General features: G+C 57.2%; 12 protein-coding genes. 8 read left to right on the top strand and 4 right to left on the bottom strand.

From position 1 onward, the window contains the following. Positions 1-59: 59 nt before the first annotated feature. On the bottom strand, positions 60-698 hold the full coding sequence (locus ACK6AU_RS17400) for a paraquat-inducible protein A (protein ID WP_409300270.1): 639 nt from the start codon (positions 696-698) through the stop codon (positions 60-62). A gap of 227 nt (positions 699-925) precedes the next feature. On the opposite strand from ACK6AU_RS17400, the gene ACK6AU_RS17395 reads away from it, so the two are divergent. The 5 genes from ACK6AU_RS17395 to ACK6AU_RS17375 all read left to right on the top strand — a co-directional run bounded on the left by ACK6AU_RS17395 (position 926) and on the right by ACK6AU_RS17375 (position 7,206). Further along, a complete protein-coding gene (locus ACK6AU_RS17395) occupies positions 926-1,546 on the top strand; it encodes a paraquat-inducible protein A (protein ID WP_409300268.1) in 621 nt (206 codons plus the stop codon). Next, positions 1,539-3,851 carry an MlaD family protein gene (locus ACK6AU_RS17390; protein ID WP_409300266.1) on the top strand — a complete coding sequence of 771 codons (2,313 nt, stop codon included), beginning with the start codon at positions 1,539-1,541 and terminating at the stop codon, positions 3,849-3,851. The genes ACK6AU_RS17395 and ACK6AU_RS17390 overlap by 8 nt, the downstream gene beginning before the upstream one ends. A gap of 40 nt (positions 3,852-3,891) precedes the next feature. Further along, complete coding sequence (locus tag ACK6AU_RS17385; protein ID WP_085600258.1) at positions 3,892-4,443, top strand: transcriptional regulator; 552 nt, start codon at positions 3,892-3,894, stop codon at positions 4,441-4,443. A gap of 364 nt (positions 4,444-4,807) precedes the next feature. Further along, a complete protein-coding gene (locus ACK6AU_RS17380; RefSeq protein WP_085600256.1) occupies positions 4,808-6,334 on the top strand; it encodes an NAD(P)/FAD-dependent oxidoreductase in 1,527 nt (508 codons plus the stop codon). Beyond that, positions 6,331-7,206, top strand: coding sequence for an alpha/beta fold hydrolase (locus ACK6AU_RS17375; RefSeq protein ID WP_085600254.1), 876 nt, complete (start codon positions 6,331-6,333; stop codon positions 7,204-7,206). The genes ACK6AU_RS17380 and ACK6AU_RS17375 overlap by 4 nt, the downstream gene beginning before the upstream one ends. A 240-nt stretch (positions 7,207-7,446) precedes the next feature. On the opposite strand, the gene ACK6AU_RS17370 is transcribed toward ACK6AU_RS17375, so the two are convergent. The 3 genes from ACK6AU_RS17370 to ACK6AU_RS17360 all read right to left on the bottom strand — a co-directional run bounded on the left by ACK6AU_RS17370 (position 7,447) and on the right by ACK6AU_RS17360 (position 10,720). Continuing rightward, positions 7,447-8,493 (bottom strand): AraC family transcriptional regulator, encoded by a 1,047-nt coding sequence (locus ACK6AU_RS17370; RefSeq protein WP_409300263.1) that lies wholly within the window; start codon positions 8,491-8,493, stop codon positions 7,447-7,449. Between the two features lie 34 nt (positions 8,494-8,527). Then, the gene (locus ACK6AU_RS17365; RefSeq protein WP_085600252.1) at positions 8,528-9,562 is read right to left on the bottom strand and encodes an AraC family transcriptional regulator; all 1,035 of its coding nucleotides are present in this window, start codon (positions 9,560-9,562) and stop codon (positions 8,528-8,530) included. 576 nt (positions 9,563-10,138) lie between these two features. After that, positions 10,139-10,720, bottom strand: a complete 582-nt coding sequence (locus tag ACK6AU_RS17360; protein ID WP_085600276.1) for a TetR/AcrR family transcriptional regulator — start codon at positions 10,718-10,720, stop codon at positions 10,139-10,141. A gap of 434 nt (positions 10,721-11,154) precedes the next feature. On the opposite strand from ACK6AU_RS17360, the gene ACK6AU_RS17355 reads away from it, so the two are divergent. The 3 genes from ACK6AU_RS17355 to ACK6AU_RS17345 all read left to right on the top strand — a co-directional run bounded on the left by ACK6AU_RS17355 (position 11,155) and on the right by ACK6AU_RS17345 (position 13,476). Beyond that, positions 11,155-11,364 (top strand): hypothetical protein, encoded by a 210-nt coding sequence (locus ACK6AU_RS17355; RefSeq protein ID WP_143494840.1) that lies wholly within the window; start codon positions 11,155-11,157, stop codon positions 11,362-11,364. Next, entirely contained in the window at positions 11,365-12,732 is a 1,368-nt protein-coding gene (locus ACK6AU_RS17350; RefSeq protein WP_409300260.1) for an NAD(P)/FAD-dependent oxidoreductase, read from the top strand. Positions 12,733-12,813: 81 nt separating this feature from the next. Continuing rightward, on the top strand, positions 12,814-13,476 hold the full coding sequence (locus tag ACK6AU_RS17345; RefSeq protein WP_256578808.1) for a hypothetical protein: 663 nt from the start codon (positions 12,814-12,816) through the stop codon (positions 13,474-13,476). Positions 13,477-14,081 lie beyond the last annotated feature (605 nt).

Below are 14,081 nucleotides of genomic sequence, written 5' to 3'. Positions count from 1 at the left end.
AAAACGGCACTGAAATTGGCCTTGCGGCTCTGCAGGAGCGTTGCACCCGAGTACCGGGGCTACTCGCTGGACAGCGCTTCCCAGACCTGATGGGACGGCATATTCAGCTCCAAGCAGATCTGGGTCAGCAGCAACGCGACGAAACAGGCCAGGCCAATGCCCAGGCTCAGGTCGGCGATGTCGATTAGCTTGACGATGGAAACCAGGATCCCGAACAGGTAGACCTCGAGCATCCCCCACTCGCGCAAGTGGTGATAAACGCGGTAGAGCGACATGCCGCTACGGCGTGCCAGCTTGAATCGCAGGCTCAACAGCACCAGCAACTGGCACAGCAGCTTGAGCAGGGGAATTGCCATGCTGCTCAGCAGCACCACCACGGCGACCCCTTGCATACCGCTTTCGAACAGCCCGAGCACACCGCTCCAGACCGTTTCGCTGCGAGTTTGCCCGAGCAGGGTCAAATGCATGATCGGCAGGAAATTGGCCGGGATGTAAAGGAGCAGGGCAGTCAGGACCAGGGCCAAAGAGCGGCTCTGCCACTGATGGCGATGAATGGCCAGCTCGTAGCCGCAGCGTGGGCAGCAGCTCTTTTCACCGGGCTCGAGCGGTTCCCGACGCATCAGCAGGTCGCACTCGTGGCAGGCGACCAGCGCTTCCAGGGGCAGCTTTGGCAAGTTGCCAGTGTGGGTCAGGGGCATTGGACCGGTGGGTCTCCGGAAGGGTGAGTATCGAGGGTTGAATTATTCAAATGAGTCACTATTGACTCAATAGGTGCCGAAAAGTACCATCCGCGGCGTTTTCAATCAAGCCTTGGGTGAGTCATGGGCAATGTGCGTGCAATAGAAATGGCTGGGCCACCCGCCCTGGACAAGTGTTCGATGCACGTCGGGATCTGCCTGGCGGGCAGCTCTGGAGGAGGGTAGCGGTGCACGCCATCGATGCCGGCATCCAGGTCTGCGGTGAATGCCATCAACTCAATCCAATCGACGACCGCCAGCCTGGGTACTGCAGTCGCTGCCAGGCACTGCTGCATGTGCGCCGGCCTGACAGCATCAAGCGCACCTGGGCCTTGCTGATCACCGCAATGCTTCTCTACATCCCGGCCAACCTGCTGCCGATCATGACGGTCAGCGTGTTCGGCAAAGGGGCGCCGGCCACCATCATGAGCGGGGTGGTCAGCCTGCTACAGCTGGGGATGATCCCTATCGCCCTGGTGGTGTTCGTGGCCAGCATCGTGGTGCCCACCTTCAAGCTGGTGGGGATCGCTCTACTGCTCTATTCCGTCCAGCGACACCAGCCGATGTCGGCCCGCCAGCGGATCATCATGTACCGCTTCATCGAGTGGGTAGGGCGCTGGTCGATGCTCGACATCTTCGTCATCGCCATCCTGGTGGCGCTGGTGAACTTCGGCAATCTGGCGCGCATCGAGGCCAACCTCGGCGCCGCCGCCTTTGCCAGCGTGGTGGTACTGACCATGCTGGCCGCAGTGACTTTCGATCCCCGGCTGATATGGGACAACACCAATTTGGACAATGAAAATGAGTGACCTGGCTGTGCCGAAAAAACACCCGACCTCCAGTTGGTCGGCGATCTGGATCCTGCCGCTGCTGGCCCTGGTCATAGGTGCCTGGCTGACCTGGCGCGCCTACGATGAGGCCGGTCCAATCATCCAGGTGCGCTTCGAGAGCGGCGACGGTATCCAGGCCAAGAAAACCGAGGTGCTGTACAAGGGCATCTCGGTGGGCAAGGTGGTGGAGCTGAATGTCAGTGACGACATCAAGGGCGTGATTGCCTCCATCGAGATGACCAAGGAAACCCAGAAGTACCTGAATGAAGATACCCATTTCTGGCTGGTCAAGCCGCGGGTGTCCCTGGCGGGTGTCACCGGCCTGGAGACCCTGGTATCCGGGGTTTACATCGCGGTGGACCCGGCCAAGGGTGACAAAGGCGACCAGGGGCTTCGCTCCTTCGCGGCCTTGAAGGAGCCGCCGCCGATGTCGGAGAAGGTTCCAGGCCTGCACATCACCCTCAAGGCCGAGCGCCTGGGCTCGCTGGAGCAGGGCAGCCCAGTGTTCTACAAGCAGATCCTGGTGGGCCAGGTGAAGAGCTTCCAGCTTGGCGAAGACCAGCGCACCATCGAGATCAAGGTGCACATCGAGCCGGCCTACGCCGACCTGGTGCGCAAGCACACGCGCTTCTGGAACGCCAGCGGCATCTCGATCTCCGGTGGCCTGTCGGGCTTCAAGGTGCGCAGCGAGTCGCTGCTGACCCTGGCCGCGGGCGGTATTTCCTTCGCCACGGCGGACAACCACCGCGACAGCCCACCCACCGACCCGACCAAGCCGTTTCGCCTGTATGAGGACTACGACGCGGCCCAGGTCGGCCTGCGGGTGAAGCTGAAGATGAAGGACCTGAGTGAAATCGAGCCCGGGCGCACCCCGGTCATGTACAACGGCGTGCAGGTCGGCCTGGTCAAGACCGTCGACATGAACCAGGACTTCAGTGGTGCCACCGCTGAGCTGGCGATGGACCCGCGGGTCGAGGCCCTGCTGCTGGAGGGCACCGAGTTCTGGACCGTGAAGCCGAATATCTCGCTGGCTGGGATCACTGGCCTGGATGCCCTGGTCAAAGGCAACTACATCGCCGTGCGTTTTGCCAAGAGCGGGGCGCCGCGCCGGGAATTCAGCGCCCGCTCCAAGGCGCCGCCCATGGACATGAACGTACCGGGCCTGCACCTGGTGCTGACCAGTGACCGGCGCGGTTCGGTGGAGGTCGGGGCGCCGGTGCTCTACCGGCAGATCCGTGTCGGTAGCGTGCAGAGCTACCAGCTGTCGGCGGATAACCAGCAAGTGATGATCGGGGTGCATGTCGAGCCCGAATACGCGCGCCTGGTGAACAGCTCCACGCGCTTCTGGAACGCCAGCGGCGTGACCCTGAGCGGCGACTTCACCGGGGTCAAGGTCAAGAGCGAGTCGCTGCAGACCTTGATCAATGGCGGCATCGCCTTCGACACCCTGGACCCCAAGGCGTCGTCCTCGGGCGAGGATCGCCGGTTCGCCCTCTACGACAGTGAGGAGACCGCCATGGCCCGCGGTGTGGAGGTCCAGCTGGGTGTCGAGGATGCCGAAGGCCTGCGCGAAGGGACGCCGATTCGGTTCAAGGGGCTGGTGATCGGCAAGGTCGAGAGCGTCGACTTGAAGGGCGACCTGTCCGGCGTGCAGCTCAAGGCGCGACTGCTGGCCAACGGCGAACAGTTCGCCCGCAGCGGCACGCGCTTCTGGGTGGTACGCCCGGCGCTCGGCCTGCTGCGCACGGAAAACCTCGGCACCCTGGTCAGCGGTCCCTATATCGAGGCGATGGCCAGCAGTCGCCCGGGCGAGCGCCAGACGCGCTTCCAGGCCCTGGCCGAAGCACCCAACCTGCTGGGGCTCGGCGCTGGCCTGCGGCTGACCCTGAGCGCCCCGGACAAGGGCTCGCTCAAGCTCGGCAGCCCGGTGAGCTACCGCAAGATGGTGGTGGGCAAGGTCATCGACATGAGCCTGGGGCAGCAGGCGGACCGAGTACTGATCAGCGTTCTTATCGAGCCGCGTTATGCACCCCTGGTGCGCACCGGCAGTCGCTTCTGGAACGCCAGCGGCGTGGGCATCGAGGCGGGTCTGTTCAAGGGGGTTTCGCTGCGCACCGAGTCCCTGGAAGCCATGGTGGCGGGCGGCATAGCCTTCGCCACGCCAGACAACGGGCAGATGGGCGATGCGGCCAAGCCGGGTCAGACCTTCGCCCTGTTCGGAGCCGTCGACGAGCACTGGCTCGAGTGGGCGCCGAAGATTTCCCTCACGGAAGCCGCGCAGTGATTGCGCGATTTATTTTAGTTAATGCAAGAGGAGTCAACTGATGTCCAGGCGTCTATTTTGTGTCGCTGTGCTCGCTGCCGGCTGCGCCTTTGCCGCGCAGGCCCAGGAAGTACAAACCCAGGAAGCGCAAGCCCAGGAACCCCTGCCTTCGGTGGAGCAGGTGATGAGCGATCACAAGGAGAAGATCAACAACCAGATCGAGACCATTAACTACAAGCGCAAGCGTGTGGTAGAGGCCAATATGGGGCTCGACAGCGGGCAGGCCGAAACCTTCTGGCCGATCTACGGCCGTTACCGTAATGAACTGGATAGCTTGAACAGGAACTCGTTCGAGCTGCTGCTTGAGTATGCGCGGGCGTACGGCTCCGGAGCGGTGAGCAATCAAGATGCGGCCAAGATGATCAAGGTTTACAAGGCTCTGCAGGTGAAGCGGCAAATGCTCTTGAGTCGCTATATCGATGAAGTCTCCGAAAAAATGTCGTCAGTCACCGCCATGCGCTTTTTGCAAATAGAAGAGCAACTGGATGCCGTGGAAATGCTGGAGACCGGGCAGCGCATTCCCCTGGTTGGTACTACCTCGAATCGTCTGTAAGCCCAGAGCGCCGCAAGCCAATGGCTCAGCCTGATTGCGGCCTAGCTCTTTCTCGGCGCACGCCTGCTTAACGTCGCACCTTGATGCTCGCCTGCGGTTTGCCATGATTGCAGGCGCAGCTGACCCGTGGCGATCGGCCAAAGACTACAGATAGCCAGTCACTTTTCCCGGCGCCGCCGGGCTCGAGCCCAGCACTTCAGTGTTCGGGGTATCGTGCGAGGCCTGCATGTCCTGTGCAAATCACACCAAAATAATAAAAATCTTGTGCACTTTGCACCTTGCCCCCCGGAATGCAGCAGACTTAATATGATCAAGCGATCAAATCATTTGATCAAGTCTCTAAAACACAACAATAGGAGGCGACATGTCTTCTCACGCAGTTCTTCCGGCTGAGCCGTTAGATGTACTAATCATGGGCGCTGGTGTGTCTGGAATTGGCGCAGCCGCATATTTGCGACGTCACCAGCCTGGCAAGGTCTTTGCGATTCTTGAGTCCCGTGAACGAGCGGGAGGAACGTGGGACTTGTTTCGCTATCCTGGTATTCGCTCTGATTCGGACCTGTATACCTTTGGGTTCGATTTCAAACCCTGGACCAAGGCCAAGTCCCTGGCGGACGCCAAAGACATCCTCGAGTACCTGGGTGAGACGGTCGACGAGTACGGGTTGCAGCCATACATCCAGTACAAGCAAAAAGTGCTTTCGGCAAACTGGCAGAGCGACAAGGGACTGTGGGCCGTTGAGGTCGAGGACGGCAACCTCGGAGAAATTCGCACGGTCCAGTGCCGCTGGTTATTCAGTGCCGGTGGCTACTACAGGTATGACCAGGGGTTCAGCCCACGCTTCGAGGGCTCGGAGCAATTCAAGGGGCAGATCATTCACCCGCAGCACTGGCCGGAAGACCTGGACTACGCCGGCAAGCATGTGGTGGTGATCGGCAGTGGCGCCACGGCAGTGACCTTGATCCCGGCCATGGCGGATAAGGTGGCCAGCATTACCATGCTGCAGCGCACGCCGTCTTACATCGTCAGTCAGCCCGCCAATGACTCCATTGCCGCCTTCCTGCGTAAAGTGCTGCCCGAGCAGACCGCTTATTCATTGACGCGCTACAAGAATGCCAAGATCACCTTGGCTTTCTGGGCGTTCTGTCAACGCTTCCCCAAACTTGCCCGCAAACTGATTATTTGGCTGACCCGCAAGGAGTTGCCGAAAAATTACCCTGTGGACGTTCATTTCAACCCGCCATACAACCCCTGGGACCAGCGACTGTGCTCGGTTCCTGAAGGCGATCTGTTCAAGGTCATCAGTTCGGGTAAAGCCTCTGTGGTGACCGACCATGTGCAGCAATTCACCGAGTCGGGGGTTTTGCTCAAGTCCGGAAAAGAGCTCAAGGCCGATATCATAGTCACGGCCACCGGGCTGAATGTTCAGCTCTTCGGCGGCATTGCCCTGCACAAGGATGGTGAGCCGGTGACCCTGAGCCAGACGCTGGCCTATAAAGGCATGATGTTGTCCGGCGTGCCGAATTTCGCTTTTGCGGTGGGTTATACGAACTCCTCCTGGACCTTGAAGGTATGCCTGCAGTGCGATCACTTCTGTCGCCTGCTGGGCTACATGGACGAGCAGGGCCATGCTGTGTGCGAGCCGCAGGCACCGGAAGGGATCGAGACTCGCCCCCTCCTGGACTTCGGTGCGGGATATGTGCAGCGCGCCCTGGACGGCATGCCGCGGCAAGGCCCCAGTGAGCCCTGGGTCATGTCGATGGATTACTTCCGCGATGTGAAACTGTTACGCCGTGGGACGGTGGCTGAGGACTGCCTCAAGTTCACGTCGGCACCCGCTGTTCGCCTGAAGAACAACGTTGAGCTGCAGCCAGTGAGTAGTGGCCGATGAGCAAAGACCAGTTCTGCATGGTGCCGGGCAAGGGAAGTCTCTGCTATCGCAGTTATGGATCTGAAACCGACCCCGCAGTGATCCTGGTGGTGGGCCTGGGATTGCAACTGACCTACTGGCCGCCATCGATCATTGCCGGTTTGGTCGCCAAGGGCTTGCGGGTCATCACCCTGGATAATCGTGATTCGGGCAGGTCATTTTTCACCGATGTAACACCGCCAACGGTTATCCAGCAGTTTTTCCGCAAACCGACCCCGGGCTACGACATAGGCGACATGGCGGATGACGTCATCGACCTGATGGACGCGCTGCAGCTAGAGGCGGCGCACCTTGTGGGGATGTCGATGGGCGGCATGATTGCCCAGACACTCGCTGCGCGTTACCCCCAGCGGGTCAGGACCTTGACCTCGATATTTTCCAATACCGGAGCGGCCCGGGTCGGGCAACCGGCGCTCAAGGCGATCTTGCAGGTCCTGCGTCGTCCGCCCAGGAACCAGAATGAAAGTGTCCGCGACTATGTCGATATCATGAGCGTTATTGGCTCCAGCCTCGAGTGGAACGAGGAAGGCTTGCGTTGTTATGCGGCAGAGGCCTGGGAGAGAGGAGGCTGCGAGTTAAACCACCTGGGTACATCCCGGCAAGTGGGGGCCATTATCAACTCGGGTGACCGCACCAAGGAACTTCAGCAAATCAGATGCAGCACGCTGGTGATTCATGGGGACAAAGACCTCATGGTTGCCACCAGCGGAGGATTTGCCACTGCAGCCGCTATTTCTGGGGCAAAGTTGGTTCTACTGCCGGGCATGGGGCACGACTTTCCGAGTTCGCTATCAGGCACACTGCTTTCGCTCTTGGCAGGGCACATGTTGTAGAGCGTATTGCCTCACAGAGGCTGTTATTGGGGAATTGAGAGAGGTATTGGCACTGGCCTCATACATCGAGGCGGCAAGCTGCAACGGCTTTCGATGCGTGATCTTTGCACTGCCGATATAAGGATTCCGACTGCATGGTAGGCCATCGGCCTGCTCTTTTACCGCCCTACGGGGCGGTTTTTTTTATTCGCGGCAAGGGGCCGAGGGAGAAGTACTTTTGGCAGTGAGAGAAGGGCGATATCAAACCCTGAAGGGAGCGTTACGTAGCAGGCGGGGCTGTCTTTTGACACCCTGTTGCTTTTGCCACTGCGACGGGGTTACTCCAAACCATCGATTGAATGCACGGTTGAATCCACTGGGGGTCGAATAACCAAGCAACCCGGACATTTGCGCCATGCTGATTGACGAATCCAGCAGGTATTGGCCGGCCAACTCCTGGCGTGTCTCATCGAGTAGCCGCTGGAAAGACGTGACTTTGTGTTCAAGCCAATGCTGCAAGGTGCGTGGATGAATGGCCAGGCAGTTGGAAATCTTCTCGGTAGTGGCTCGCCCGCAGGGTAGTAGGTAGCGCAGCAATTGTTGGATGTAGCTGGATAACTCTTCTTCCGATAATCGCTCGACTTTGTTTATGTGCTTGGCAATCAAGCCATGCAGTGCCTCATTTTTGGCGCCCAATGCCAGGGCAAGATCAGATGAATCGAACTCTAGCGCGGTACTGGGCTCGTTGAACCTGGGCTGCTGACCCAGGGCTTGCAGATAGCTTGATTCATCAAGCAGTGGTGCATGCCGAAAGCGGATCGCTTTGGCTTGCCAATGGCTGCCTGCGAGAGTCCGCATTAGCTGCACTCCAACTCCGCACGCTGACTCCTCGACCTGTTGCAACCCAGGGGTATTCAACTCTTTTAGCCTGTAGCTGAGGATGGCGCGTTCACCTTCGATATCCAGCTCAATGACCGCATCGTTGAAATACAGCGAGTAACTTGCTTGCAACTCGGTCAGGGCATCTCCCAGCGTTTTGCTGTTGCGGATCAGATAGAACAGATCTCCGAAAACATCGACACCTTGATAAAGCCCGAGCTGCAGGCCAAATAGGGCATTGCCGGACTGCGCCGCGCAAAGCTCCAGCAACCTGCAGAATCTACGATAGGGGAGGAGCGCTTCCGGCTTTTGCAAACAATCCAGCGGCAATGAGGCACGACGCAACATTTCCGCCGAGTTCAGGCCCTGGCGTTTGGCAAACGCATGAAAGCCGTGAAGGGCGACGGCACGCACCAGAGGAGTGAACAAAACGCTGGAGCACCTTGGCAGTTTGATTGTCGGACTATTGGGTTGGATCAGAAGGCGGCGCAGATACTGTTGAGTTTTGTTGATCGATGCGTTTTTTCCATTTTTGCGGGCTCATGCCGTTCCAGCGGGTAAACGCGCGGGAGAATGCGCTGAGATCGGCATAGCCTAACAACTCTGAAAGTTGCGTCATGTTCATGGAGGAATCGCGCATGTAGCGAGCGGCCATGGATTGCCGTGTTTCGTCAAGAAGCCTTTGAAAGCTGGTACTTTCGGAGTGCAAGTAACGCTGCAGGCTTCGAGGGCTGATCTTAACCTTCTCCGCAATCTGATCGATAGTGACGTGGCCATTGGGAAGCTGTCTATGCAGCAGCTTCTTTATATAGGAAGGAAACTCTTGCAACCTAAGCTGAGCGAGCTCGCTGATATGGTCTTTTGCCAGTTCGTTGAATTTCTCATCTATTGTATTCGGGACCGCGTTCAGCAGTGATTCGGCAAAGACCCAGGCATTGGCCGGACTGTTGAAGTGAGGCGTTACACCCAGAAGCTGTCTGTAGACGCTGAGCTCTCCCAGTGCGGGGTGTCGCATCTGCAAGCCGAGAGGTTTCCAAGGGTATCCAAGTAAAGACTGGATGAGCCTGGCGCAGACAGCCATGGTCCACTCCACTGCCTGCCTGGTAGAAATCGCGTCTCCATCAATCAACTCGTAGATGAGTTGTGCACCAGTAGCCTTGCGCTGGAGATAGAGGTCCGCCCCGGTACTGTGAAAATGGAAGTACCGAGTCAGCTCTTCCAGTATCTGACCCAAGGTGCTGGTGCTTTTGATGACGTAGAGCATGCTGCCCAGGGCTTTCGGGCCTTGGTGAAGACCAAGTTGCAGTCCGAACATCGGATTGTGCGATCGCCTTGCGCATAATTCCAGCAGGTCAACAAACTGCCTGCCGGAGATCACTCCGTCCGCGGCATCTTTGGGAAGTCCTACTTCAGCCAGAACGGTATGCGGTTCGAGGCCCTGGCTAATTGTAAACTCATCAAACCCTGCCAGGGCCGTGCCACGAATGAGGGAAGCCATTTCGATGTTTAGCCTGATTAGCACTGCTTTAGAGGCATTGTATTCCGATGGATAGCCCCTTTGCCTGGATACCTTTCTCCATGTAGTCGTAGCGTTGATTGGGCAGGACTAGCGTTGATCACTGGCCTGTTTCGATGCGCGAATTGGCTATTTTGTGGCGCGATTTATCAAGCTTTATCGGGCCTCGCAGACCAGACTCAAGTTCACCAATAATAAAAACGCGATTTCTGGAGGTGTGCTATGCGTCGTCTTGGATTTGCTTGTCTGGCCGTTGTCCTGACCCTGAGCACTCTCTATGTATTGAAACCGGTATTTACCAGATTACCGCCCGACCCTCATATCAAGTATCCGACCGTTAGCATGACCGACGTCTTCCGGCATTTCTGACACGAATCGCCTTGCCGCTCAGGCACACAGATGATTCTGAGGAGTGCCAGGCAATAAGGGGCGAATGGAGGTCATTCAGGGCCGGGTCGGCTAGGGCGTGCTCGACAAAATCCGCTAGCCGCCTTGTGAAAATATCCAGATATGCGGATTGCCGCGCCATGCGGGAGCACGGCGCATCCGAATAGCGTCTCAGTAGCTAGCCACTAGCAGCTTCACTACCTTGCAGGCTGTTTCAGTTTCAACCTCCAGGCGTTCATGGTCGCCGTGAGCAGACCACGCAAGCAGCAGGCCATCGACGAGATTGAGGAACAGGCGACTGATGGTGGTTAACGCGGCCTGATCCAACGCATCGCCGGTCATCTTCCGAATGGCCTGCTGGGTTGCTTCAATGGAAACGGCATAAATCTTCGTCGCCATTTCCGGGTTGTTGCGCATGTTCCAGAAGAAGAGTTCGAACTGCGTAGTGGCCAGCTCGGGGTGCGCGGAAAACCACTTGACCAGTTGGCGCAACATTTCCCCAACCGACTCCGCTGTCGTGGAGCCTTTCGGGACTTGCTTCAGCAATTGCTGAGGCATGTCGATCAGGGACTCGTAGGCCGCATAGAACAACTCGTCCTTGGTGTGGAAAACATAGTGCAGCGAGGCCAGCGGAGAATTCGCTGCTGCCGCGATACGCCGCGTGGTGGCGTCGGCTATGCCGTACTCCGCGATCACCTTGATGGTGGCTTCAATAAAATCCTGTCTGCGCTCTTCCGCGCCTATTCGAGCCATTGAGCGTTCTCCCTTTTCGGTGTTGCCGCCAACCTTTGGTCCAGCGTTGACGGTGACGAATCCTATCGCAAGGTCACTCTCCAATCCATGAGGTCAGTCGATGCGATCCCATTCCTTTTGGAATGGCCACATCAGGTGTGTAGTTGAGGCAAGGGACAAGGTACCGAATCGACCTCGCCAAGGTCATCCCGCAGGCCCGCAAGCGGCAAGTAGAGCGCTGGAATTTGACAGGCGGTTAATGGCCGTGGGAAAGGTACAAAAAAGCCAGATCAACTGACTTGATCATATGTCCATATTCGGTAATTATGAGCTGTCGACGCCGGCAATGCTGGGCTGCAGTTGCGCAAGCACCAGAGTGCGCGCTGTGTCGATCAAGCCGGATTGCCCGGGCTCACTGGATATAACAATGACAAAGCCAGAGAGGTAGAAAGCAGATGGATACACGAAAACTCTCGACGATGAGCAGCGCTGCATCGGTCGATCACGGCGGTGGCGCCAATACCTCCTCTCCTTGTAGCGACCTGGCGATGGCCTACGGCCGAGCCTTGCTGCGCCTCGAAGAAAATCACTTCCATTGCGTTCCCGTTAGCCGCCATGAAGCAACCCGTGGTGGTAACAACGATCCATATTCTGGAGTCATGTGAATGAATGCCTTGAATGACTCGGCCCGCAGTGGCGCCGAATCGTTGAAATTTCGCAGTCTGGGTGGATGGGTGGAGTTGCCGAGCGATTTGCAGCCAGCACTCGAAGGGCAGGTGCAAGCCGATGTAATAGTGGTCGGTGCCGGCTTTGCTGGCTTATCGACAGCGTTGGAACTGAGGGCGCTCGGAGCTGATGTCATCGTGCTGGAGCAGGAGTTCGCCGGTTTCGGCGCCAGTGGTCGCAATGCGGGCTACCTGTTAGGCAGCATGGGGGTCGAGTACGAATTCTTTGCCAATCGGGTTGGGGTGAAGCAAGCAACGCAGTTCATCAGATTCTATGACGAGGCCGTGCCTTACGTGGAAGGCCGATTAAAGACCCTGGGGATCGACTGTGACTACAACCCTTCGGGCGTGCTCCGGGCCGGTGTTCATTCGAGTCAGGAAAAGCGTTTGAGGCAAAACATGGCACTGGGTCAGAAGCTGGGGGCCATGACCCGCTTCGTGGACGGCGACGAGATGCGTGCGCGGGGAATTCCGTCTGCCTTTCTGTTCGCTGCCGAACAGTGCGGCGGCACCTTGAATCCTGGCAAATACGTCAGTGGTTTGCGGCGCGCGGCCATCGAGGCCGGCGTCAGGCTTTACGAGCGCACGCCATTGCTCTCCTTCAGTGAAGGGGCGGTCATCACCTGCAAAACTGCGCATGGCAGTGCAACTGCTCCAGTCATGGTATTGGCGACCAATGCCTATACCCCCCAGTTGGGGGTGTTGCGCAACAAGATCGGGGCAATTCGCGTATCGGCACTCGAAACGCAACCGCTATCGACAGAGCAACTGGCTACCTTGGGGTGGCAAGGGCGGGAAGGGATCATCACGCCGCACTACACCATGGAGAGCCACCGCCTGACGGCGCACGGCACCATGGTGTTGACCGTCAAGAAGCTGGGTTATGCCTACGGTTCGAAAACCCCCAATATCCCTGACCAGGGTGCCTACAAGGCATTGGCCCAGGTACTGCGCGAGCGCTATCCGGCATTGCAGGGCCTTGGCATCCAGCACTGTTGGAGTGGCTACGTCAGTGGTGCCTATGACTTCCTGCCAGTAATAGGTGCAATGGGCGCGAAACAGAATATTTTCTACACGGTCGGCTGCACGGGTCACGGCTTGGGCACTCAATCGTTCGCTGGCTCACTTTTGGCCGCGCAAATCAACGGCGACAAGCCGGAACTGCTGGCGGCGCTGCAACACAAGACGCCCTCCATACTGCCTGAGCCACTGCAATGGTGCGTTATGCAGTCTGGGTTTGCGGCGGCCAAGTTGATGGATACCTGGACTGATAAAAAAGTGCGTAAAGACAAGGCTAGGAAAGGTTGATTGCAATTGATGCAACTGTCTTGTGTCAGTGGGCGTAGAACGTAGAACAACGGCGCGATTCAACTGAGAGAGGTTATTATTGTGCAGCCGATAGAAGTACTTGCCTTGGTTTCATGTGTGTTGCTGATGATATGTGGCCTGTCCTATGGAGTGGCATTCGTTAGGCGTAAAAATTATTTGATTGGAGTGGAGTTTTTGATTGTCGGGATATCTGCGACAAACTTCACAATATTTGTCGCGACGGGCTGGCAGGGTAATTACAATGTCGCCATGTTTCTCGATGCTTTTTCCCGAGGGGTGGGGATTCCCATTATTGCAACACTTGGTTTAATGGCAGTGACGCATAATTACAAGCCATCTCCGGCGAGTGATGTCACGTTGTTCTTGGCCGGGTTCGCGGCTACTGCTATTTACTTTCTATCGAGTGGGCTCAAAGAATACCTCCCCTATTTTTATGTGCTGATGTGGTCAGCTTACACCCTTTACCTGGCATATTTTGTATGGCGACTGGCTCGCGCCAGAGAACCTGTGCATGCGCTGGCGACCCTATTGGGTGGGGTGGCGGGACTCACAATAGCATTGCGATATGACTTCTTTCCGATTCCGGGTGACGACACCAAATTGGTATTTATGACCTTCGCCTTCTTGACCTGGTCTTACTCGATTGTCCAGTCGTTCTATGCCTACGGTGCACTTCAGCGCTCCAGGAAAAGTCCCAGTCAAATCGCGACTCAGTTCCGTTAAGTCGAGTAGGCAGTAGGCACGGCTCTGCTGTGTGCGGCTGTTTATCTGAAGTTACTCCATGGTGGGCCAAAAGCCTGCTTCTTTATCGCCTCTCGGGGCGATTTTTTTTGGTAATTCATCCGCTTTATGAGGGTTTAAAAAATAACTAGATAGCACTGGACACAATCAATGCCAGTGTAGTTCGAAGAGTACTCAAGGCTATGCGTGCACTATGGGCAAGCATCAATTGGTAACACGTGTTCCTTTATTTCCCATGGAACTACCGATATTCGCTGCGCATGAGTTCGGTGCAATGGATAACTAGCTGATTTATCTAAGTTAATCCAGCTGCATCGATTTATGGCATACGGTTTGCTTTTGGTCATTTGACACGATCAATTGACCATGTCGGTTGATCGGGGGTGACAACGCTGATTTTTGTCCGGAAGGCCGGGCAGCCAATTCAAGCCCTTTTTTGAGGAGCCTCCAATGAGAGAAGTCACTACACGGCTGAGGGGGGAAATTTCCACTCGCCATATTTTCAGGCAAGTGCTGGTTACCCTTGCAGCACTGACTGCGGTCTGCTCGGTACAGGCTGCGACCCAGGGAGCAGAGGCTCTGGGCTC

It is taken from the genome of Pseudomonas sp. KCJK8993 (assembly GCF_046230915.1).
In the GTDB taxonomy this organism is placed as follows: Bacteria; Pseudomonadota; Gammaproteobacteria; order Pseudomonadales; family Pseudomonadaceae; genus Aquipseudomonas; species Aquipseudomonas piscis.
Note: the sequence above shows the minus strand (reverse complement) of the source record. Positions and strands in the feature narration are given on the sequence as shown.